Here is a 21,002-nt window from a genome sequence, read left to right as displayed (position 1 = left end):
GAACGAGTTGTGAGTTACGTGACCGGGAGACCTGCGGCACGTCCCGCGTCGGCGAGCACGGACTCGATCATGGCCGGGGTGAGCCGGCCGGTGAAGGTGTTCTGCTGGCTCACGTGGTAGCTGCCGAACAGGTGCAGATCGCCCAGGAGGGCGTGCGCGCCGTGGCCGAAGCGCGGCCGCGGGCGGGGCACCGGCCAGCCGTGGTCCGCGAGCACCGGCAGCAGGGCCTGCCAGCCGAACGCCCCGAGCACGACGACGGCGCGCAACGTGGGCCGGAGCAGCTCGATCTCGTCGTCGAGCCAGTGGCGGCACTCGTCGCGCTCGGCGGGGGTCGGCTTGTTGGCCGGCGGCGCGCAGTGGACGGGCGCGGTGATCCGCACGCCGTGCAGCTCCAGCCCGTCGTCGCGGTCGACGGACGTGGGCTGGTTCGCCAGCCCGACCGCATGCAGGGCGGCGTAGAGGACGTCGCCGGAGCGGTCGCCGGTGAACATCCGCCCGGTGCGGTTCGCGCCGTGCGCGGCCGGGGCCAGACCGACGATCAGCAGCCGGGCGTCCGACGGCCCGAAGCCGGGCACCGGACGTCCCCAGTAGGTCTGGTCCCGGTAGGCGGCGCGCTTCTCGCGCGCCACCTGCTCCCGCCACTCGACGAGCCGCGGGCAGGCCCGGCACTCGGAGACCCGGGCGTCCAGGGGCGCCAGCGCCGACCTGCCGCTCGCCGGCTCGCTCAGGCGATCGATCGCGCGATCCCGTCGAGGATGTCGTGCTCGCTGACCACGATCCGGTCGATCCCGGCGCGGCTGTGCAGCTCGTCCGCCAGCGCCTCGACGACCAGCGCACCCGCGGCGATGACGTCGATCCGGCCCGGGTGCAGCGACCCCAGCTTCTCCTTCTCCGCCCGCGAGCTGGTGACGAGCATCTGCGCGAGATCGTGCAGCTGGTCACCCGAGAGCCGGGAGAGGTGGACGCGCTCGGGATCGTACTGCGGGAGGTCCTGCGCGATCGCCGACAACGAGGTGATGGTGCCGGCCACGCCGACCCACGTCCGGACACCCTCGACGGGCACGGCCGCGAACGCCTCGGCCAGGATCCCGCGGGCCACCTCGCGGGCCTTCTCGACGTCCGACGCCGCCGGCGGGTCGCCCGGCAGGCAGCGCTCGGTGAGCCGCACGGAGCCGACGTCGACCGACTTCGCCGCCGTCACCCCGCCTTCGACGGTGCCGACGACGAGCTCGGTGGAGCCGCCGCCGACGTCGACCACCACGAACGGGCCGTCCGCCGGGTCGAGGTCTCCCACGGCGCCGGTGAAGGAGAGCCGCGCCTCCTCGTCCCCGCTGATCACCTCGGCGTCGACGCCCAGGGTCTCCCGGACCATGCCGAAGAAGTCCTCGCGGTTCTCCGCGTCCCGGGTGGCCGACGTCGCGACCATCCGGATCCGCTCGACGCCCTTGCGGCGCAACGCGACCGTGTAGTCCGCCAGCGCGACGCGGGTGCGCTCGACGGCCTCGGGATCGAGCCGGCGGGTGGCGTCGACGCCCTTGCCGAGCCGCACGATCCGCGTCTCGCGGTGCAGGTCCCGCAGGTCCTTCGTACCGTCGAAGCTCTCCGTGACGTCCGCGATCAGCAGCCTGATCGAGTTCGTGCCGCAGTCGATCGCGCCCACCCGTGCCATGCCCGCCAGGCTACGGGGTGCGGACCTCGAGCATCGTGGCGCCGCCGTCCGTCCGGTAGGGACCGTGCGGCATGCCCGGCCGGCGCGACGCGTACTCCCCCGGCCCGAACGTGCGGCCGAGCGTGAGGTCGGTGAGGTCGCCCTCGAGCAGGTAGACCTCCTCGTGGAAGTCGTGCCGGATCACGCCCGCCGCCGAGGTGTCCAGGCCGGGGGCCCAACGGCTGATCCGCGTGAGCGTGACGCCCTCGCCCCGGGAGAGCACCCGCTCCTCGACGCCCGGCGCCGCCTGCTGCCACTCGACCCCGTCGACCGGGAAGAACTCGAACTGTTCGCGCACGGCCCCATCCTGCGGCGTTACTCTCGGGTAATGGACGCCACGCACGAGGTGACCAACCAGGCCCCGCCCCTCGACGGGTTCGATCCCCTGGCGTGCGACCCCGGCCTCACGGACGCGCTGCGCCGCGAGGGCGGCACCCCTGACCTGGGAGAACTCGCCACGGCGGTCGGTTCGGCGGAGTACCGCGAGCACGCCCGGCTGGCCAACGAGCACGAGCCCGTGCTGCGCACCCACGACCGCTACGGCACCCGGATCGACGAGGTGGAGTTCCACCCGTCCTGGCACGCGTTGATGCAACTGTCGGTGGGGCAGGGCCTGCACGCCTTCGTCGAGGAGGACCACCTCGCCCGGGCGGCGGGGTTCTACCTGGTCAGCACCCTGGAGCAGGGGCACTGCTGCCCGATCTCGATGACCTACGCGTCCGTCCCGGCGCTGCGCCACGGCGAGCTCGAGTTCGAACGGCTGCTCACCTCGCGCGTGTACGAGCCGGGGCTGGTACCGCCCCACACCAAGGCGGGCCTGCTCGCCGGCATGTCCATGACCGAGAAGCAGGGCGGTTCGGACGTCCGCAGCGGCACCACCCGCGCCACGCCGGACGTGCACGGGACGTACTCGCTGGTCGGGCACAAGTGGTTCACCAGCGCCCCGATGAACGACCTGTTCCTCACGCTGGCGCAGGCGCCGGGCGGGCTGACCTGCTTCGTGCTGCCACGGGTGCTGCCGGACGGCCGGCTCAACGCGCTGCACATCCAGCGGCTGAAGGACAAGCTCGGCAACCGCTCCAACGCCTCGGCCGAGCTGGAGTACACCGGCGCCACCGGATGGCGGGTCGGCGAGGAGGGCCGGGGCGTCGCGACGATCATCGAGATGGTGTCGATGACCCGGCTCGACTGCGTGCTCGGCTCGGCCGGCACGGTGCGGGCGGCGCTGTCCGAGGCCGCGCACCACGTGGCGCACCGATCGGCCTTCGGCGCGCGGCTGGCCGATCAGCCGCTGATGCAGGCGGTCGTGGGCGAGCTGGCGGTCGAGTCCGAGGCGGCCACGACGCTGGCGATCCGGCTCGCGGGCGCGGTCCAGCGGGGCGAGACGGCGTTCCTTCGGCTGGCGCTGCCGGCCGCGAAGTACCTCGTGTGCAAGCGGACGCCCGCAGTGGTCGGCGAGGCCCTGGAATGCCTGGGCGGCAACGGGTACGTCGAGGAGTCCGGCCTGCCGCGGCTGTTCCGGGAGAGCCCGCTGAACTCGATCTGGGAGGGCTCGGGCAACGTCACCGCGCTCGACCTGCTGCGCGCGCTGGCCCGCTCCCCGGAGTCCGTCGACGCCGTGCTCGACGAGATCGCCCTCGCCCAGGGCGCGGACAAGCGCTTCGACCGCGCCGTCTCGACCCTGCGCACGGAGCTCACCCGCGCGGAGCCGCGAACCGCCCGCCGGGTCGCCGAACTGATGGCGCTGTGCCTGCAGGGCTCGCTCCTGCTGCGCACCGCCCCCGCCGAGGTGGCGGACGTCTTCCTCGCCGGCCGTCTGCAACCCGACGGCCCCTGGCGCACCGCCGGCACCCTCCCCGACGGCATCCCCGCGAAACCCCTGGTCGAGCGGGTCACCCCGGCCTCGTGAGTGGCGATAGTCGCTCCGGCGACCATCGCCACTCACGGGTGGTTCTGCTCAGGCGCAGTCGGTGCCGGTCCACCAGTCGCCGAGGAGGGCCAGGGCCTCGTCCCCGAAGGGGTTGACGCCGGGCCCGACGGCCAGGGAGTGGCCGACGTGGACGTGGAGGCACTTGACGCGGCCGGGCATCCCGCCGGCGCTGACCTCGGTGCCGAGGGACTCGATCGCGTTCCGCTCGGCGAGGTAGGACTCGTGGGCGCGCAGGTAGCGCGCGGCCAGCTCCTCGTCCTGCTCCAGCCGCTCGGTCATCTCGCGCATCAGGCCGGAGGCCTCGAGCGTGCCGATCCGCGACGCCAGGCGCGGGCAGGTGAGGTAGTAGAGCGTGGGGAACGGGGTGCCGTCCGGCAGCCGCGGCGAGGTCTGCACGACGTTCGGATGGCCGGACGGGCAGCGCGAGGCGACCTCGCGCATGCCGCGCGGCGCGCGGCCGAGCTGGGCGGTGACCGCCTCGATGTCGGTGGCGGTGATGGTGGTCATTTCGGGGCTCCCTGGGTGACGTCGCTCCACAGGGTCCGGTACCAGGGCGTCGCCTTGCGCGCCGCCTCCATGTCCGCCGCCGAGGGCGTGTTCGGCAGCTCGACCACGTAGGGCACCTCGCCGGGACGCACGTACCCGAGCCGGGAGCGGGCCTCGGCCGCGACCTCGTCCGGGTTCTGCAGCCGGGCCTTCTGCTCGTCGAGCCGGGCGACGTCCGCCGCGAGGGACTGCTGCTGCGCCGTGACCGCCGAGAGCTCCTGCCGCTGCGCCACGTAGTTGCGCAACGGCACCGCCACGGTCAGGGCGAGCGCGCAGACCACGATCGCGAGGATCGCGGCCCGGCGGGTGGACGAGAGGCCGAGCCGGGCGGTGGTGGCCGCGACCACCCCGCCGGCCCGGCTCCGCGAGCGGGTCAGCCGCGGCTCACGCGCACGGGTACCGGACGACGGACGCGCTCGTCCGCCGGACCGGGTCCCGCTGCGGGCCCGCGCCCGCTCCTCACCCATCGCTGCGCTCGCTCCTGCTCAGGAACCCGGGTTGTACCGCGGGAACGCCAGCTCGCCGTTGTAGCGGGCCGCGTCGCCGAGGCCCTCCTCGATCCGGAGCAGCTGGTTGTACTTGGCGACCCGCTCGGACCGGGCCGGGGCGCCGGTCTTGATCTGGCCGCAGCCCGTGGCCACGGCGAGGTCGGCGATGGTGACGTCCTCGGTCTCGCCGGAGCGGTGGCTCATCATGCAGCGGTAGCCGGCGTTGTGCGCCAGGGTGACCGCGTCGAGCGTCTCGGACAGCGTGCCGATCTGGTTGACCTTCACCAGCAGCGCGTTCGCGGCACCGCGCTCGATGCCGTCCTCGAGGCGCTCCGGGTTGGTGACGAACAGGTCGTCCCCCACCAGCTGCACCTTGTCGCCGATCTCGGACGTCAGGGCGACCCAGCCCTCCCAGTCGTCCTCGGCCAGCGGGTCCTCGATGGACACGAGCGGGAACTCGCCCACCAGCTCGGCCCAGACCTTGATGAGGTCCGCCGACGACAGGTCCTTGCCCTCGTAGCGGTACACGCCCTTGTCGAAGAACTCCGTCGACGCGACGTCGAGTGCGAGGACCACGTCCGTGCCGAGGGAGAACCCGGCCTTCTGGATGGCGCCGGAGATCAGCTCGAGCGCGCCCCTGGTGCCGCCCTTGACGTCCGGGGCGAAGCCGCCCTCGTCGCCCAGGCCGGTGGACAGGCCCTTCTCCTTCAGCACCGCCTTGAGCGTGTGGTAGATCTCCGCGCCCCAGCGCAGCGACTCGCGGAAGGTCTCCGCGCCGATCGGCGCGATCATGAACTCCTGCACGTCGACCGAGGTGTCCGCGTGGGCCCCGCCGTTGAGGATGTTCATCATCGGCACCGGCAGCACGTGGGCGTTCGGGCCGCCGACGTAGCGGTACAGCTCGAGTCCCGACGACTCGGCGGCGGCCTTGGCCACCGCGAGCGACACGCCCAGCAGCGCGTTCGCGCCCAGGCGGGACTTGTCCGGCGTGCCGTCCAGGTCCACCAGGCGCTGGTCGACCAGCCGCTGGTCCACCGCGTCCATCCCGATCAGCTCGGGACCGATCTCGTCCAGCACCGCCGTGACGGCCTTCTCGACGCCCTTGCCCAGGTACCGCTTGGGGTCCCCGTCCCGGAGCTCGACGGCCTCGTGCTCGCCCGTCGACGCCCCGGAGGGCACCGCTGCGCGCTCCAGCGTCCCGTCGTCCAGCGCGACCTCGACCTCGACCGTGGGGTTACCCCGCGAGTCGAGGATCTCGCGCGCGCCGACCTGCTCGATGACAGCCACCCAATAGCTCCTGTTCTCGGTACTCGCCGGGGTTCGCCGGAACTCGCGGGCCAGGGTAACCACCGGGCCGCCCGATCAGGGCCGGGAACCGCCGACGTCACGCCAGTTGTCCACAGCCGGCCCGCGCGGTGGCCGGAATGTCAACCCTCGCGGATCGCCCGCCGGGGCCCTACCGTGGGAGTGACCATGACGAGTCAGCCTGCGAATCCGGTCCCCAGGTCGTCACGCAACCAGGCCTTCGAGGGCTTCCGCCGCGCCGAGCGGCTCCTGGCCGACAAGCGCCCGCTCGACGCGCTGCAGGCCATCGCCCCGTGCCTGGAGAGCCAGCCGAACGACGCGTCCGTGCATCTGCTGGCCGGGCGCGCCTACCTCGACTCCGCGCAGCTGCAGAAGGCCGAGGCGGCCTTCCTCCGGGTGCTGGAGCTCGATCCGGCCGACCACTACGCCCGCTTCGCGCTCGGCAAGGCGCTGCAGCGGCAGGGCCGGCTCGGCGAGGCCAAGGGGCAGCTCCAGATGGCCACGGTGATGGACCCGCGCCCGGAGTACCAGGAAGCCCTGGGCGAGGTCCGGGCCCGGATCGCCACCGGTCTGTAGAGCCTGGGCCGCTAGAACAGCCCGTCCCCCCACTGCGCGGTGCCCTGCAGGCCCGCGGGTACGGCGAACAGCCCGGACCCGACGTGGCGGATGTACTCGTTCAGCGCGTCGCTGCGGCCGAGCTTGCGCTGCAGCGTGACGAAGCGCGCCGGGTCGTTCTGGTAGCTCACGAAGAACAGCCCGGCGTCGAGGTCCCCGGTCTGCGGGTCCGTGCCGTCGGTGAAGGAGTAGCCGCGGCGCAGGATGCGCAGGCCGCCGTTGTTCTCCGGCGCGGCCAGCCGCATGTGCGCGTCGTCCGGGATGATCGTGCCGGTGGGTCCGGCGGCGGTGAAGTCCGGCGCGTCGAACTCGGCCTTCCCCGTGAGCGGCGCCCCGCTGCCCTTGACCCGGCCGAACACGTTCTGCTGGTCGTCGAGCCGGTCCCGGTCCCACGTCTCCAGGAACATCCGGATGCGCCGCGCCACGAGGTAGGAGCCGCCGCGCATCCAGGCCTGGGGCTCCTCACCCCCGACCCAGACGTGCTGGTCGAAGCCCGCGCCGTCGTCGCTGCGCAGGTTGCGGGTGCCGTCCTTGAACCCCATCAGGTTGCGCGGGGTCTCCTGCCCGGCCCCGGTCGACGACGTGCGGCCGAAGCCGAGCTGCGTCCAGCGCGTCACCACGGTCCCCCGGCCCAGCCGCGCCAGGTTGCGCACGACGTGGAAGGCGACCACCGGATCGTCCGAACACGCCTGGATGCACAGGTCACCGCCGGTGCGCGCGGGATCGAGGATCTCCCCGGGCAGCGCCGGTAGCGGGTCGAGCGCCGCCGGCCTGCGCGAGGCGAGCCCGAACCGGCCGTCGAACAGCGAGGGGCCGTAGCCGATCGTCACGGTCAGCCGGGCGGGTCCCAGGCCCGCGGCCTCGCCGGTGTCCGCGGGCGGGGTCTGCAGGCCGGTCGAGTCCCCCGGGACCGGCGCGCCGGCCGTCATCGCCTCGGCCGCCGCGGACCAGGTCCGGAGCATCGCGGCGAGCTGGGCGCGGTCCGTGGTGGTGACGTCGTAGGCGGCGAACGCGAGCCGGTCCTGGGCGTCGGTGGCGATCCCCGCCTGGTGCGGGCCGCGGAAGGGGACGGTGGCCGCGGGCGGCGCCGCGGCCGGCGCGCCGCACGCGCCGGCCACCAGCGCCGCCCCACCGGCGAGGCCGAGACCGCCGAACAACCGGCGGCGGGAGAGCTCCACGACGGGTCAGACCACCTTCCCGGCGACCTGCGACAGCGGCTCGGCCAGAGCGTTCACCGAGTTCGCGAGGGTGCGGCGGTCGGCGTCGCCGACCGTCGAGTAGTCGACGTAGCCGTCGCCCTGCTTGAAGCGGGCGAGCTGCTGGGTGACGTCGACGAACCGGGCCTCGGTCTGCTGCGCGAGATCGGCGTCCTTGGCCTGCAGGGCCGGCATGAGCAGCTCGAACGCGGTGCGGGCGCCGGCGATGTTGGCCGCGAAGTCCCACAGGTCCGTGTGCGAGTAGCGGTCCTCCTCACCCGTGACCTTGCTGGTGGAGACCTCGGTGAGCAGGTCGGACGCGCCGTTGGCGAGCTGGGCGGGCTGGTAGGTCGCGGTCGCGACGTTGGCCTTCAGGGTCGCGATGTCCGCGTCGAGCTTGTCGGCGATCGGCGCCATGCCGGCGAGCGACCTGTCCTGCCAGAGCGCCTTCTCGATGCGGTGGAAGCCGGTCCACTTCGCCGGGTCGTCGACGTCGTCGGCGCGGGCGTCGATGTCCGGGTCCAGGTCGCCGAAGCTCTCGGCCACCGGCTCGATGCTCTCGTAGTGCTCGCGCGCGGCGCCGAACGCGGCCTCCGCCTTCGCCATGTCCCCGGCACGGACCGCGTCGGTGAAGGTCTTCGTGGCCGGCTGCAGCAGGTTCACCTCGGAGACCACGTAGTCGTGGTACTTCGTGGTGGCGTCCGCGACGTTGGTGTCGGGCGCGGCGGTCGGCGCGGCCGGGCCGGTGCCGGTCACCGTGAAGGTCCAGGTGTCCTTCTGTCCGCCGGGGCAGTAGACGCTGTACGTTCCGGGCTCCAGCCGCAGCGCGAACGTCCCGTTCAGGCCCTGGGTGATGTTCTCCTTCTCCCCCAGGATCTTGCCCGCGGCCTGCAGCTCGGCCTCGGTCACCGCGGCGCTGCCGGAGTTGGTCACGGCGAAGGTGACCGGCCCGCTCGGCACGGTGGCGGGGGTCGGCGAGCATCCGGCGTCGGACAGCGCCACGTTCACGGTGGCGGCCTGCTCGGCCGGCGCGGCCTGCTGGGAGGGCGAGGAACAGCCCACGGCGAGCAGGCCCGCGCAGGCCAGGGTGGCGCCCACGGCGAGACGGGGACGGTTCATGCGGCTTCTCCAGAAGGGACGGACCGGACGGTCGCCGGACGGGACCTGCGGCGGCGCGGCCACAGGCAGATCAGGAGCATCGGGACGGCGTAGACGAGCCAGACCACGACCTCGAGCACGGTGGGGAAAGGCTGGATCCCCAGCACCCCGGTGAGCAGCGACGACACCGGAGTCCCCGGCAGCACGACGTGGGAGAGGTCGAGCGCGCGCTGCTGGCCGACGTTCACCCAGCCGGCCTCGTGGGCGGTGTGCGCGGCCGTCATCAGCAGACCCGCGGCGACGATCACCAGGACCACGCCGGTGACGCGGAAGAAGCGCGCCATGTCCAGCCGCACCCCGCCGCGGTAGATCCCCCACCCGATCCCGACGGCGACCAGCACACCGAGCAGCGCACCGCCGCCCGCGAGGAGCGGCGAGGTGCTGGCCTGGAACGCGGCGAGCAGGAAGACCGCCGTCTCGAAGCCCTCGCGGAGCACGGCCAGGAAGGCCATGACCACCAGCGCGCGGGCCGAGCCGCGGGCGAGTGCCTCCGACGCGGCCCCCTCCAGCTCCGCCTTCATCCCCCGGGCGTGCCGGTGCATCCAGAGGATCATGTAGGTGACCATCGCGACCGCGAACAACCCGATGACGGTCTCCAGGCCCTCCTGCCCGGCCTGGGGCAGCTCCGCGGTGACGATCTCGAGCACGACGCCGACCACGACGCAGATGACGACGGCGGCGGCGACACCGATCCAGACCTGCCGGAGCGCGTCGCGGCGGCCCTGGGCGACGAGGAACGCCGCCACGATCCCGACGATGAGTGCGGCCTCGAGCCCTTCGCGCAGTCCGATGACGAAGGTCGGCAGCATGGGCGCTCCCGGGCTCGGGTCCACGGCCCTCGGGCCGGCCGGGGCAGGTTTGCCTTGGCTTCGTGGAAATTAGGTTCGGCGACATTGTGTGGTCAAGAGGCTTCACATCACCCGGGAATCGGATCTAACGACTTCTCCGGACCTATTTCCGGACCCTCCGCCCGCCCGGATCATGAATGACCCGGAAGGCTTTTTTCGGTCCTTTTCGGCAGATCCGGGCGTATCGCCGCGACAGATCTCCCACCAGTCACGATCCACATCAATCAGACATTTGGGATGTCACGGTTCGGCGTCGCCCTTCCGCCGCGCACGGGACAGCGGTTAGCCTTCCGCCCATCAAGTACAGCCTTGCCTAAAACCCCGGTGGAGTGACCCTTGCTCGGCAACGCGCTGATCGGCCTGCGCGAGGGCCTCGAGGCCTCGCTGGTCGTCAGCATTCTCGTGGCCTTCCTGATCCGCACCGACCGGCGCCGTGAGCTGCCGAAGGTGTGGGCGGGGGTCGCGTTCGCGATCCTCGTCAGCGTCGGGGTCACCCTCGGGCTGACGCTCGCCGAGCAGGCCCTCACCTTCGAGGCGTCCGAGGCGCTCGGCGGGTCGCTCTCGATCATCGCGGTCGCCTTCGTCACGTGGATGATCTTCTGGATGCGGTCCAACGCGCGGGCGCTGCGGGCCGAGCTCGAGGGCAGGCTCGAGAAGGCGATCTCCATGGGGCCGGTGGCCGTCGTGGTGATGGCCACACTCGCCGTCGGCCGCGAGGGGCTCGAAACGGCCGTGTTCTTCTTCTCCGCCGCGCAGGCCGCGGGTGAGACCGTGCAGCCGCTGATCGGTTTCCTCATCGGTATCGCGGTGTCGGTGCTGCTCGCGTACCTGATCTATCGCGGCGCAATGCGCATCAACCTCGCGAGGTTCTTCACCGTCACCGGGTTCTTCCTGATCTTCGTGGCGGCCGGGATCCTCGCCTACGGCGTGCACGACCTGCAGGAGGCCGGGATCCTGCCCGGCCTCACCACCATCGCGTTCGACGTGAGCGCCGCGATCCCGCCGGACTCCTGGTACGGGACGCTCCTCAAGGGTGTCCTGAACTTCTCCCCCCGCACCACGGTCCTGGAGGCCGTCGTCTGGTGCGTGTACGTCGCCGTCGTCCTGACGCTGTTCCTGTTGCCCCAACGCTCGCGGTCCGCCACCCGCGTGACATCCCCGAGGAGTTAAGCCATGTCCCGCAGGACCGCAGCTGCCGTCCTGGCAGCCGGAACCGCACTCGTGCTCGCCGGCTGCACGAGCACGGCCCCGCCGCCCGCCGACCAGATCGGGGCCAAGGGCGGGCCGATCGCCGTCACCGCCGGCGACACCACCTGCCAGGTCTCGGCCACCGAGGCCCCCGCCGGCAACATCTCCTTCACCGTGCGCAACAGTGGCACGAAGGTCACCGAGTTCTACCTCTACGGCACCGGTGACCGGATCATGGGCGAGGTCGAGAACATCGGGCCCGGCCTGTCCCGCAGCCTGATCGTCGAGGTGCCGGACGGCGGCGCCTACACCACCGCCTGCAAGCCCGGCATGGTCGGCGACGGCATCCGCGGCGCCTTCACCGTCACCGGCTCGGCCACCCGCGCGGTGGACCAGAACGCCAAGCTCGCCGAGGCCACCGCCGGGTACAAGCGGTACGTCACCTCCCAGATCGAGGCGCTCGTCGCGAAGAACAAGGAGTTCACCGCCGCGATCAAGGCGAAGAACGTGGACCAGGCCAAGGCCCTGTTCCCGGTCTCGCGCACGTACTGGGAGCGGATCGAGCCCGTCGCGGAGAGCTTCGGCGACCTCGACCCGAAGATGGACGGCCGGGAGGACGACGAGCGCGACCCGGGTGTCGAGTTCACCGGCTACCACCGCCTCGAGAAGGACCTGTGGGTCGACGGGCTCAAGGCCGACTCGCCCGCGATCGCGGACAAGCTCGACGCGGACATCGCGGACCTGCAGAACCGGGTGAAGACCGTCGAGCTGACCCCGGTCCAGCTCGCCAACGGCGCCAAGGAGCTGCTCGACGAGGTCGCCACCGGCAAGATCACCGGCGAGGAGGACCGCTACTCGCACACGGACCTCTGGGACTTCAAGGCCAACGTCGAGGGCAGCCAGGCTGCCGTCGCCGCGCTGCGCCCGGTGATCGACGAGAAGGACAAGAACCTCGGCGCGACCCTGGACGCGCGCTTCGCTGCCGTCGAGAAGCTGCTCGAGGGCTACCGGACGCCGGACGGCGGGTTCACGCTGTACACGGACCTCACCCCGGACGACACCAAGAAGATGACGGACGCCGTCGACGCGCTCGCCGAGCCGATCTCGCAGGTCGCGGGGGTCGTCACCTCGTGAGTTCGCCCCGGTCCCCGCAGGTCACCTCCCCGCCGCCCACCGAACCGCCCGACCCGGAGCAGTCCGGGTCCGGGGGCGGGATGTCGCGGCGGCGGATGTTCGGCTACGCGGGGGCCGGGATCGCGCTCGCCGGCGCGGGGGCGGCGGTGGGGTACGCCGCCCGCGGGGGCGGCGATCCGGGCCGCCCGGGCGTCGTCCCGTTCCGGGACGTGCACCAGGCCGGGATCATCACCCCGGCCCAGGACCGGCTGCACTTCGTCTCCATGGACCTGACCAGCACGGACCGGGCCGAGATCCAGCGCCTGCTCCAGCGCTGGACCGCCGCCGCGGACCGGATGACCCGAGGCCTCGAGACCAGCGAGAACGGCGCGGTGGGGCTCAACAAGTACGCACCGCCGACGGACACCGGGGAGGCGCTCGGGCTCCCGGCGGCGTCGCTCACCCTGACCGTCGGGTTCGGGCCCGGGTTCTTCCAGAAGCTGGGGATCCCGGCGCCGCCCGGGCTCGCCCCGCTCCCGATCTTCACCGGGGACAAGCTCGAACCCGCCCGCTCCGGCGGGGACGTCTGCCTGCAGGCCTGCGCGGACGATCCCCAGGTCGCGGTGCACGCGATCCGCAACCTCGTGCGCATCGGTTTCGGCACGGCGTCGGTGCGCTGGTCGCAGCTCGGCTTCGGCCGCACCTCGTCGACGTCGACGTCCCAGCAGACCCCGCGGAACCTCTTCGGCTTCAAGGACGGCACCAACAACCTCAAGGCCGAGGAGCCGGACCTGCTCGACCAGCACGTCTGGGTGCGCGACGGGAGCTGGCTCGACGGCGGGACGTACCTGGTCGCGCGCCGGATCCGGATGCACATCGAGATCTGGGACCGCACGTCGCTCGACGAGCAGGAGAAGATCGTCGGCCGGACGAAGGGCGAGGGCGGCCCGCTGTCGGGCGGCGCGGAGTTCGAAGCGGCGAACTTCGCGACGAGCACCATCCCGGCCGACGCGCACATCCGGCTCGCGTCGTCGGAGTCGCTGAACGGGGTCAAGATCCTGCGACGGGGCTACAACTTCGTCGACGGCTCGGACGGCTCCGGCCATCTCGACGCGGGCCTGTTCTTCCTGGCCTTCATGAACAACCCGCAGACCCACTTCGTGCCGATGCAGAGCGCCCTGGCCCGCAACGACACGATGATGGAGTACCTGGAGCACAACGGCTCCGCCGTCTTCGCCGTCCCCCCGGGCGTCCGCGACGGCGAGTACTGGGGCCAAGCCGCCTTCTGACCCGCGAGTCGCGCCCTCACGACCCGCGAGTCGGCACTTCCCGTAGGCCGAGACACACGCTGACGACGTCAGGCGCCCGCGCCCGCCGCGTACCCGTCCGCGGCCGCCCAGACCTTCCGGGCGTAGTCGACGGAGCGGTTGTAGGCGAGCACTCCCTCCCACCAGCCGTCCCCCTCGGCGACGACCCGGTCGGCGGAGCAGAGGTAGGCAGCTGCGGCGCGGGCGGCGTCGTCGACGTCCTGCGGGTCCCCCTCGCCGAAGCGGGCCCAGGTCTGCGGGAGGAACTGCATCGGCCCGACGGCGCGGTCGAACTCGGTGTCGCCGTCGAGCCGACCGCCCTCGGAGTCGGGGATCACCCGCGTGCCGCTCGACCCGTCCAGCGGGATGCCGACGATCGGGGGTGAGGCCACGCCGTCGACAAGGGTGGAGCCGTGGATCCGGCCGTGGTTCGACTCGATCTGCCCGATGCCGGCGAGGGTGGCCCAGGAGAGCCCGCAGGCCGGGGTGCGTTCGCGCTGGGTGAGCTCGGCGGCCGCGTAGGCCTGCAGTGCGCGGGCGGGGATGCCGGTACCGCGCGCCCGCTCCCCCGCCCAGGCGGCGGGATCCGCGCCGGTCGGGACGGCGGGTGCGGGGGTGGCGGGGGTGCCCCGGGCGACGGACGTCGTGCTCCGGCCACGGCCCTCCTGCCCCTGGCCGAGCGCCGCGACACCGAGCACGAGGAGCCCGACGACGGCGACCACACCGAGCAGGATCGCGAAGGGGCGCATGCCCTCGACGCTACGGGCGGGAGCTGAGAGCGGTCTGAGCGGAACGTCGCCGATGTGTGTTTCGGGCTCCCGAATGTGCCGACTCGCGGGGTCGGGGTCGGTCAGCTCGGCCAGGCGGCGCGCCAGGCCTCCCCGGTGAGGGCGTGGGGGTCCGTGCCGGCCGCCTTCTCGGCCGCGCGGACCGTGTCGGCGAACTCCCTCGCCGTGGTGCGCAGGGCGGACTCCGGTTCCTCGCCCGCGCGCTTCGCGGCGGCGATCTCGCGGAAGAGGCGTGCTCCGACGTCGTCGCCGGTCGGGAGCAGGTCGGCGGGGAGGCCCGCGCGGGCGGTGCGGGACACCAGCTTCGCGGCCAGGGCCACGGCGGGCTGGCCGAGCGGGACACCGTCGACGGCCGACCCGCGCTGCTTCTCCGCCCGCTTCAGCTCCTCCCAGCGGCCCTCCTGGGCCACCGCCGTGTCGATCCGCTCGGTGCCCGCGAAGACGTGGGGATGGCGGCCGACCAGCTTGGCGACCAGGTCCGCGGCCACGTCGTCGATCGTGAAGGGGGCTCCGTCCCCCGCCGGGTCCTCGGCGGCGACGCGGGCGTGGAACAGGACCTGGAGCAGGACGTCGCCGAGCTCCTCGCGGATGTCGGCGCGCTCGCCGTCCTCGATCGCCTGGTACAGCTCGTAGGTCTCCTCGACCAGGTACTGCAGCAGCGACTCGTGGGTCTGCTCGGCGTCCCAGGGGCAGCCGCCGGGCGACCGCAGCCGGTCCATGACGGCCACGGCGTCGAGCAGGGCGGCGCCCGCCGGTTCGGGAGCGGTGGGTGTGCCCTCGCAGGTCAGCAGCACCGCGCCCGCCGGCAGGGAGCCCGTCAGCCGCTGCGCGCCGGCCGCCACCGCGAGGGAGTCCGGCACGGAGTCGTCCGCGTACACGGCGCTCGCCGCGCGCAGGACGGGCAGCGCGGAGGCGGGCAGGACCGGCCCCAGCCGGCGGGACAGGACGATCACCGAGGAGCTCACGGCGACCAGTCTGCCCCGGGCACGGGTCGGCTCAGCCGGCGGACGCCCCCAGGATCGTCCCCGCGGCCTTGCCCGCCGGGACGACCTGCTGGGCGATCGGGTCCCACTCGCCGAAACGCGGGTTGACCTTCACCGACGCCGAGTCCGGCTGCGTGAGCCGCTCGCCGATCGCGGCGAGGGTGTCCTGGTCGACGGTGCCGGCGGCCGGGGGCCCGTCGAGCGGGGCGGTGGTCGAACGCTCGACGACGTGCAGCACCAGCCACACGCCCTGGCCCGGCGAGGGCTGGAACGCGACGGTCTGACCCGCCGGCGTGCCGAACAGGACGGTCGTGGCCGACTCGGGGTCCTGGCCCGCCCGGTAGCGCATGCCCGCCTGCGCGGTCGCGGCGTCCGAGAGGATCTTCTGCGCCGCGGGACCGCCGGCGGCGATCGTGCGGGCCTTCGCCTCGGCGTCCTGCTGCGAGGTGGCGCTCGCGAGGTCGACGGTGACGGCCAGGTGGTCGATGTACTTGCCGGCCAGCGCGATCGCGATCAGCCGGTCCCGCACGCGGTCGCGGAGCGCGGCCCCCTCGTAGAGGCTCCGGTCGAGCTGCAGGCTCTGGGTGCCCTGGTCCGCGAGCGCCGCGTCGACGGCCTGGTCGGGGATCGCGATGCCCTCGCGGGTCGCGGCGGCGGTGAGCAGCTCGTGCATCACCTCGCGGCCGACGACGTAGCGCGACACGTCCGCGTCCGCGATGTCCTGGCTGCTCTGCGCCGCGAGCTGGGCCTTGTGCCCGAGGGCGGTGTCGATGCGGGACTGCATGTCGCCGATCGCGACCGACCGGTCCCCGACGATCATCGCGGAGCCCACCTGGCTCGGCCCGCTCCCGCACCCCGCGGCGACAGCACCGACGGCGACGACCGCCGCCAGGACCTGGGCCGCCCGCCTCACGCTGCTTCGCACCTGGTCAGCCTCTCACGCCGCCGCGTGGGCTGGATCACCCACCCGTCGGGCCGGTCGGGCAGGCCCGACCGGACGGGGCGAACCGCCCGTTCCGCCGGTGAGCTGCGGCGTCGTCCACTCCTACGATCACCGGACCGGACGGGCAGGGAGGCGCGGATGGGGCGAGCCGCGCGTTTCCGCCCGATCCTCGCCGGCGCCACGCCGTCGGGACGCCTCCTCGCCTGCGCCGGCGCGCTCGCGGCACTGTGCCTCACCGCCGTGCTCGGCCTGCTTGTCGCCGGGTCGGAGCAGCTCCCCTACCTGGTCGCCCCGGTGGGCGCGTCGGCCGTGCTGGTGTTCGCGGTGCCGTCGAGCCCGCTCGCCCAGCCGTGGCCGGTCGTCGGCGGCAACGTCCTCTCGACGCTGGTCGGGCTCGGCGTGGTCGCGCTCGTCCACGATCCGCGGGTCGGGTGCGGGCTCGCGGTGGGCGGCGCGATCGCGGCCATGTCGGTGTGCCGCTGTCTGCACCCGCCGGGCGGTGCCGCGGCCCTGACCACGGTGATCGGCGGCGGCGTGATCGCGCACGCCGGGCCTCTGTTCGCCTTCGTCCCGGTAGGCCTGAACTCGGCCGTGCTCGTCGCGGCGGGGTGGCTGTTCCACCGGTTCAGCGGACACTCCTACCCACACCGGCCCGTGCGGACCCGGCCGTCGGAGCGCCGGAGCCGGTTCCGGGCCGAGGACGTCGACCGGGCACTGGCCGAGGTCGGCGAGGCCTACGACATCAGCCGCGAGGACCTCGGGCTGCTGCTGCGAGAGGTCGAGACCCAGGCGCTGCTGCGCCGGCACGGCGTCCCGACCGCGGGCGACGTGATGTCGCGCGAGGTCGTGTCGGTGGCGGAGCGGGATTCCCCGGAGACGGCGCGGGCCCTCCTGCTCGCCCACGACGTCCGGGCGCTGCCGGTCCTCGGCGCCGGCCGGAGGGTCGTCGGCATGATCGGCCTGCGCGAGCTCGAACGCCCCGGCAGCCGCGTCGGCGCGCTCGCCTCGCCACCCGTGACGGCTGTCGCGGACCTGCCGGCGCTCGCACTCGCCCGCACGCTGACGGACGGCCGCGCGCATGCCGCCGTGGTCGTCGACGCCGCGGGCCGGCTGCTCGGCATGGTGAGCCAGACCGACCTGATGGTCGCGTTGTGCCGGGTGCTCACCGACCCGGTCTGACCCCGTGTCGGGTGTTCGCCGGACGGACTGCGCTCCCGCCGGTCCCTACCGTCGGGATCGCCCGGTGCCCGCGGTCCACCGCCCCGCGGGTGCCGGGCCCAGCACGCTCGCCGAACCGGCCGTACGCTGCGCGGATGGCGAACCGGCTGGCCAATGTCAACGTCGACTGCCGGGATCCCGCGGCCGTGGCCCGCTTCTGGTCCGCGCTGCTCGGCTGGCCGATCGCCCACGAGGAGCCCGGCGAGACCGACGTCCGGTCGCCGAGCGCGCCGTGGACGTTCGACCTGGTCTTCGCGCCGGTGCCCGAGGAGAAGACGGGCAAGAACCGGGTGCACCTGGACCTGGCCAGCGACAGCCCCACCCACCAGCTCGAGCTGGTCGAGCGGGCCGTCGCGCTCGGGGCCACGCCCGCGGACGTCGGCCAGCGGGGGTCGCCGTGGGTGGTGCTCGCGGACCCCGAGGGCAACGAGTTCTGCGTGCTCGAGCCGCGCGCGGAGTACGCGGCCTGCGGGGCGATCGCGGCCGTCGTCACGGACACCGCGGACCCGGCCGCGGCCGCGGTGTTCTGGGCCGAGGCCTCCGGGATGGCGGTGGCGCACACCGGGACCCACGCCGGGCTGCGGCCGCCACCGGGACTGCCGTGGCTGGAGTTCCTGCCGACCGGCGAGCCGAAGACGGTCAAGCACCGGGTGCACGTCGACGTCGCGCCGGAGCCGGGCGGTGACCCGGCCGCCGTCGTCGCGGACCTGCGGGCGCGGGGTGCCACGGTGCTCGACGAGGACCATCCGTGGACCGTGCTCGCCGACCCCCAGGGCAACGAGTTCTGCGTGCTCAGCGCAGCGGCGACCGGGCCGTGACGGTCACAGCCCCGCCAGGTCGATCAGCCCGTCCTGCAGCGCCCGCGCCACCAGCGCCGCCTTCGTGGTGGCCGGGCGGCCCGCGTCCGCGTACTTGATCCGGACCCGCGCGATGTAGGTGTCGACCGTCTTCACCGAGAGGTGGAAGCGTTGCGCCACAAGCTGTTTCGAGTCGCTCTCGAACCAGGCCAGCAGCACCTCCCGCTCCCGCTCGGAGAGCACCGGGCGGTCCGGGCGATGATCCGCGGCCATCGCGCCGCTGAGCACCGGCGGCGTGTACGGCCGGTCCTCGACGACGGCGAGCACGGCCGGGATCAGGTGCTCCGGCCCCTCCGCCTTGGTCAGGTAGGTCGCCGCGCCCAGCTCCAGGCAGCGCAGCGCGGTGTCGCTGTCCGCGTGCTGCGAGTAGACGACGACGCGGCGTCCGGCGTCCGTGAGCAGCGTCAGGTCGCGGTAGGCCGGGGCCCCCTCCAGCTGCAGGTCGAACACCACGACGCCGGCGCCGGCGCCGGGGCCGGTGACCGCCACCCCCACCCGTGGCCCGGCGTCGAGCACCTCGATCCCGGCCGCCGCGCACCAGGCGCGCACGCCGTCGAGGATCGCGGGATGGTCGTCGACGATCACCACGGACGGTGCGTTCACGGCGTCCATCTCACCTCCACCCATGTCACTCCGTCCCCCTCCACCCGCGAGCCCCTCACCTCGGTGAGCCGCTCCTCGGCCGGTGTCCCGTCCGTCACCACACCCAGCACCACGTCCTCCCCGACGCCGGTGAGGGTGACCCGCGCGGCGACCCGGGACGCGTGCAGCGCCCCGCCCGCCGCCGCGAGCATCTCCCGCACTGCCCCCGGCGGCGGCACCTGCCGCGGCCCGCGCTCCGAGTACCGCACGACGACCCCGCGCCGCTCGGCGATGTCCACCAGCCCGCCGAGCTCGGCGGCCAGCGCGTCGGCGGCGTCGCCCTCCTCGTCGAACATCCGCCGCAGCCGCGCCGCCGCCGCGGCGGCCGCCCGCTGCACCTCGGGGTCCGACGGCGGGGAGGTACCCGCCCCGATGCCGCTGAGCAGCGGCAACGCCACCGAGCGCAGCGCCGCGTAGCGCGCCTCGCGGTCGGAGTGCACGGCCGTGGCGATCTCCTCCGCGGTGCGCGCCCGCGCCTCCGCCAGGGCCGACTCGGTCGCCCCGCGGGCCACCGCGCGCAAGGCCGACCCGGCCATGCCGACCGCCAGCTGGAAGCTCGAGACCGCCACCGCCGTCGTCGCGAAGGACACGAGGGTGACCTGGTCCGTCCGCCCGGCGGCGAGCAGCAGGCCCAGCACGACCAGCAGGTGCACGACGATCAGCGCGACCAGGTCCCGCAGCCTGCCGTCGGCGAACAGCAGCACCCAGAACCAGCCGGCCACCCCGAGGGTGATGTGCGCCGGCCCGCTCAGCTCGGCCGGCCGCAGGTCGAGGGCCATCGCCACCGCGAGCGCCAGCACGCCGATCGCGACGGGCCAGCGGGCCCGGCCCCAGAACCGGTGCCGCGCGACCAGCAGGCCGTCCACCAGCGCGAGCGCGACCATCACCGCCCACCCGGCGAGGCCGATCCACTCCGGGCGGTAGGCGGCGGCGCCGGCCAGGACGTTCGGCAGGTTCAGGCCGAGGAGGATCACCAGCACGATCACGCACTGCGCCACCCGCACGCCGCGCAGCAGCCGCGCCGAGAGATCGGTCTCGAGGAGCCCGGTCGCCACCGTCATCGGGGCCACTCCAGCCGCACGACGGTCCCCAGCCCGGGCGTGGACTCGACGACCGCGCGCCCGTCGACCCCGTCCATCCGCTCGTGCACGGACCGGGCCAGGCCGAACCGCTGCGCGGGCACGGCGGCGGGATCGAAGCCGCGGCCGTGGTCCCGCACGGTCACCCGCACGCGCGCGTCCTCGACCTCCAGCAGCACCTCGGCGCGGCCGGTGCCGGCGTGGCGGTGGACGTTCTCGAGCGTCTCGGTGAGCGCACCACCCAACGCGCCGGCGGCCGGCCCCGGCAGCACCAGATCGGCGTCGCCGCGGAGCTCGACGGGGATCAGGGCACCCAGGACCACGCGGCGCACGGTCTCCTGCAGCCCGCTGTCCGAGGTCGGGATCCCCTGCAGCGCAGCGACATCACGTTCGATCTGCCCGGGCAGCCACGCCTCGGTGCCGCGGACCCCGCCGAGGCCCACCATCAGCAGGGTGCTCGCGGCGGTGTCGTGCACGGTCGCCCAGTGCGCCCGCTGCCCGGCCCGGCGCGCCCGCGCCAGCTCGGCCCAGCGCTGCGCGGCCAGCTGCTGGGCCATCCGCTCGTCGGCCAGCCTCCCGCCGCGGCGGACCAGCCCCCACAGCAGACGGGACAGCCCGGCCTCGACCGCCGTCCACGCACCCCCGGCCGCCAGCGCCTGCAGCACCGTGATCTCGGGCGCCGCCGCCGCCCCGACCACGAACGCCACGCACACCGCGACGACCGCGCCCGCGCCCGGCAGCGGCCGGGTGTGCCACTGCAGCGCCACGACGGCCAGCGAGGCGATCGGCGAGACCCAGCCGAGGAACCGCACGAGCAGAGCGGGATCGACCAGCCACCGCTGCGCCAGGCACAGCGCGCACATCACCGCCATGTCCACGACCCAGACCCAGGTCGCGGGCCGCGTCCGCATCAGCCACAGGTAAGCGGCGCTCCACCCCGCCAGCACCACGGCGACGGTCCCGCACAGCAGCATTCCGGCCGGCGGGGCGGCGAAAGGGGCCGCCGCGGCCATCAGGATCCCGACGACCGCCCGCGCCCCCGCCGCGTACCGGAGGCCGAACCGATCCAGGTAAGCCGCTGTGGACATGT

Annotated in this window: 22 protein-coding genes; 7 read left to right on the top strand and 15 right to left on the bottom strand. The window is 73.7% G+C overall.

What is annotated here, in order from left to right:
• Positions 1 to 14: 14 nt before the first annotated feature.
• From ABD324_RS10625 to ABD324_RS10615, 3 genes are read right to left on the bottom strand one after another with little or no spacing between them, the layout of a single operon-like run.
• The gene (locus ABD324_RS10625; RefSeq protein ID WP_344416328.1) at positions 15 to 728 is read right to left on the bottom strand and encodes a uracil-DNA glycosylase; all 714 of its coding nucleotides are present in this window, start codon (positions 726 to 728) and stop codon (positions 15 to 17) included.
• Positions 725 to 1,669 carry a Ppx/GppA phosphatase family protein gene (locus ABD324_RS10620; RefSeq protein WP_344415058.1) on the bottom strand — a complete coding sequence of 315 codons (945 nt, stop codon included), beginning with the start codon at positions 1,667 to 1,669 and terminating at the stop codon, positions 725 to 727. Before ABD324_RS10620 ends, ABD324_RS10625 begins: the two co-directional genes overlap by 4 nt.
• A gap of 10 nt (positions 1,670 to 1,679) precedes the next feature.
• Positions 1,680 to 2,006 carry a cupin domain-containing protein gene (locus ABD324_RS10615; RefSeq protein WP_344415056.1) on the bottom strand — a complete coding sequence of 109 codons (327 nt, stop codon included), beginning with the start codon at positions 2,004 to 2,006 and terminating at the stop codon, positions 1,680 to 1,682.
• Between the two features lie 30 nt (positions 2,007 to 2,036).
• Here ABD324_RS10615 and ABD324_RS10610 point away from each other — a divergent pair, with 30 nt between their 5' ends.
• On the top strand, positions 2,037 to 3,617 hold the full coding sequence (locus ABD324_RS10610; RefSeq protein ID WP_344415054.1) for an acyl-CoA dehydrogenase family protein: 1,581 nt from the start codon (positions 2,037 to 2,039) through the stop codon (positions 3,615 to 3,617).
• Positions 3,618 to 3,665: 48 nt separating this feature from the next.
• Here ABD324_RS10610 and ABD324_RS10605 read toward each other — a convergent pair whose 3' ends face one another.
• The 3 genes from ABD324_RS10605 to eno are packed head-to-tail and all read right to left on the bottom strand — an operon-like array spanning position 3,666 to position 5,959.
• Positions 3,666 to 4,145, bottom strand: a complete 480-nt coding sequence (locus ABD324_RS10605; RefSeq protein WP_344415052.1) for a DUF501 domain-containing protein — start codon at positions 4,143 to 4,145, stop codon at positions 3,666 to 3,668.
• On the bottom strand, positions 4,142 to 4,651 hold the full coding sequence (locus tag ABD324_RS10600) for an FtsB family cell division protein (protein ID WP_344415050.1): 510 nt from the start codon (positions 4,649 to 4,651) through the stop codon (positions 4,142 to 4,144). The genes ABD324_RS10605 and ABD324_RS10600 overlap by 4 nt, the downstream gene beginning before the upstream one ends.
• A gap of 18 nt (positions 4,652 to 4,669) precedes the next feature.
• The gene (gene eno, locus ABD324_RS10595; RefSeq protein WP_344415048.1) at positions 4,670 to 5,959 is read right to left on the bottom strand and encodes a phosphopyruvate hydratase; all 1,290 of its coding nucleotides are present in this window, start codon (positions 5,957 to 5,959) and stop codon (positions 4,670 to 4,672) included.
• Positions 5,960 to 6,145: 186 nt separating this feature from the next.
• Here eno and ABD324_RS10590 point away from each other — a divergent pair, with 186 nt between their 5' ends.
• Positions 6,146 to 6,553, top strand: a complete 408-nt coding sequence (locus tag ABD324_RS10590; RefSeq protein ID WP_344415046.1) for a tetratricopeptide repeat protein — start codon at positions 6,146 to 6,148, stop codon at positions 6,551 to 6,553.
• Between the two features lie 11 nt (positions 6,554 to 6,564).
• Here ABD324_RS10590 and efeB (ABD324_RS10585) read toward each other — a convergent pair whose 3' ends face one another.
• From efeB (ABD324_RS10585) to efeU (ABD324_RS10575), 3 genes are read right to left on the bottom strand one after another with little or no spacing between them, the layout of a single operon-like run.
• Positions 6,565 to 7,770, bottom strand: a complete 1,206-nt coding sequence (efeB, locus tag ABD324_RS10585; RefSeq protein ID WP_344415043.1) for an iron uptake transporter deferrochelatase/peroxidase subunit — start codon at positions 7,768 to 7,770, stop codon at positions 6,565 to 6,567.
• Between the two features lie 6 nt (positions 7,771 to 7,776).
• Positions 7,777 to 8,907: an iron uptake system protein EfeO gene (gene efeO / locus ABD324_RS10580; RefSeq protein WP_344415041.1), complete on the bottom strand. Its 1,131-nt coding sequence runs from the start codon at positions 8,905 to 8,907 to the stop codon at positions 7,777 to 7,779.
• On the bottom strand, positions 8,904 to 9,755 hold the full coding sequence (gene efeU / locus ABD324_RS10575; RefSeq protein WP_344415039.1) for an iron uptake transporter permease EfeU: 852 nt from the start codon (positions 9,753 to 9,755) through the stop codon (positions 8,904 to 8,906). Before efeU (ABD324_RS10575) ends, efeO (ABD324_RS10580) begins: the two co-directional genes overlap by 4 nt.
• A 375-nt stretch (positions 9,756 to 10,130) precedes the next feature.
• On the opposite strand from efeU (ABD324_RS10575), the gene efeU (ABD324_RS10570) reads away from it, so the two are divergent.
• The 3 genes from efeU (ABD324_RS10570) to efeB (ABD324_RS10560) all read left to right on the top strand — a co-directional run bounded on the left by efeU (ABD324_RS10570) (position 10,131) and on the right by efeB (ABD324_RS10560) (position 13,384).
• Positions 10,131 to 10,964: an iron uptake transporter permease EfeU gene (gene efeU, locus ABD324_RS10570; RefSeq protein WP_344415037.1), complete on the top strand. Its 834-nt coding sequence runs from the start codon at positions 10,131 to 10,133 to the stop codon at positions 10,962 to 10,964.
• Positions 10,965 to 10,967: 3 nt separating this feature from the next.
• Complete coding sequence (gene efeO / locus ABD324_RS10565) at positions 10,968 to 12,116, top strand: iron uptake system protein EfeO (protein ID WP_344415035.1); 1,149 nt, start codon at positions 10,968 to 10,970, stop codon at positions 12,114 to 12,116.
• Between the two features lie 80 nt (positions 12,117 to 12,196).
• The gene (gene efeB, locus ABD324_RS10560) at positions 12,197 to 13,384 is read left to right on the top strand and encodes an iron uptake transporter deferrochelatase/peroxidase subunit (protein WP_344416326.1); all 1,188 of its coding nucleotides are present in this window, start codon (positions 12,197 to 12,199) and stop codon (positions 13,382 to 13,384) included.
• 68 nt (positions 13,385 to 13,452) lie between these two features.
• On the opposite strand, the gene ABD324_RS10555 is transcribed toward efeB (ABD324_RS10560), so the two are convergent.
• From ABD324_RS10555 to ABD324_RS10545, 3 genes are all read right to left on the bottom strand, one after another.
• Positions 13,453 to 14,151: a lysozyme family protein gene (locus ABD324_RS10555; RefSeq protein WP_344415034.1), complete on the bottom strand. Its 699-nt coding sequence runs from the start codon at positions 14,149 to 14,151 to the stop codon at positions 13,453 to 13,455.
• A gap of 101 nt (positions 14,152 to 14,252) precedes the next feature.
• Positions 14,253 to 15,164: a nucleoside triphosphate pyrophosphohydrolase gene (locus ABD324_RS10550; RefSeq protein ID WP_344416323.1), complete on the bottom strand. Its 912-nt coding sequence runs from the start codon at positions 15,162 to 15,164 to the stop codon at positions 14,253 to 14,255.
• A 22-nt stretch (positions 15,165 to 15,186) separates the two neighbouring features.
• A complete protein-coding gene (locus ABD324_RS10545; RefSeq protein WP_344415032.1) occupies positions 15,187 to 16,098 on the bottom strand; it encodes a SurA N-terminal domain-containing protein in 912 nt (303 codons plus the stop codon).
• A gap of 156 nt (positions 16,099 to 16,254) precedes the next feature.
• On the opposite strand from ABD324_RS10545, the gene ABD324_RS10540 reads away from it, so the two are divergent.
• Both ABD324_RS10540 and ABD324_RS10535 read left to right on the top strand, forming a co-directional pair.
• A complete protein-coding gene (locus tag ABD324_RS10540) occupies positions 16,255 to 17,295 on the top strand; it encodes an HPP family protein (RefSeq protein ID WP_344415030.1) in 1,041 nt (346 codons plus the stop codon).
• Positions 17,296 to 17,429: 134 nt separating this feature from the next.
• Entirely contained in the window at positions 17,430 to 18,152 is a 723-nt protein-coding gene (locus ABD324_RS10535) for a VOC family protein (protein ID WP_344415028.1), read from the top strand.
• Between the two features lie 3 nt (positions 18,153 to 18,155).
• On the opposite strand, the gene ABD324_RS10530 is transcribed toward ABD324_RS10535, so the two are convergent.
• The 3 genes from ABD324_RS10530 to ABD324_RS10520 are packed head-to-tail and all read right to left on the bottom strand — an operon-like array spanning position 18,156 to position 21,000.
• Positions 18,156 to 18,803, bottom strand: a complete 648-nt coding sequence (locus ABD324_RS10530; protein ID WP_344415026.1) for a response regulator — start codon at positions 18,801 to 18,803, stop codon at positions 18,156 to 18,158.
• On the bottom strand, positions 18,791 to 19,894 hold the full coding sequence (locus ABD324_RS10525) for a hypothetical protein (RefSeq protein ID WP_344415024.1): 1,104 nt from the start codon (positions 19,892 to 19,894) through the stop codon (positions 18,791 to 18,793). The genes ABD324_RS10530 and ABD324_RS10525 overlap by 13 nt, the downstream gene beginning before the upstream one ends.
• Positions 19,891 to 21,000 (bottom strand): sensor histidine kinase, encoded by a 1,110-nt coding sequence (locus ABD324_RS10520; RefSeq protein ID WP_344415022.1) that lies wholly within the window; start codon positions 20,998 to 21,000, stop codon positions 19,891 to 19,893. Before ABD324_RS10520 ends, ABD324_RS10525 begins: the two co-directional genes overlap by 4 nt.
• Positions 21,001 to 21,002 lie beyond the last annotated feature (2 nt).

Source organism: Pseudonocardia ailaonensis, assembly GCF_039531635.1.
In the GTDB taxonomy this organism is placed as follows: Bacteria; Actinomycetota; Actinomycetes; order Mycobacteriales; family Pseudonocardiaceae; genus Pseudonocardia; species Pseudonocardia ailaonensis.
Note: the sequence above shows the minus strand (reverse complement) of the source record. Positions and strands in the feature narration are given on the sequence as shown.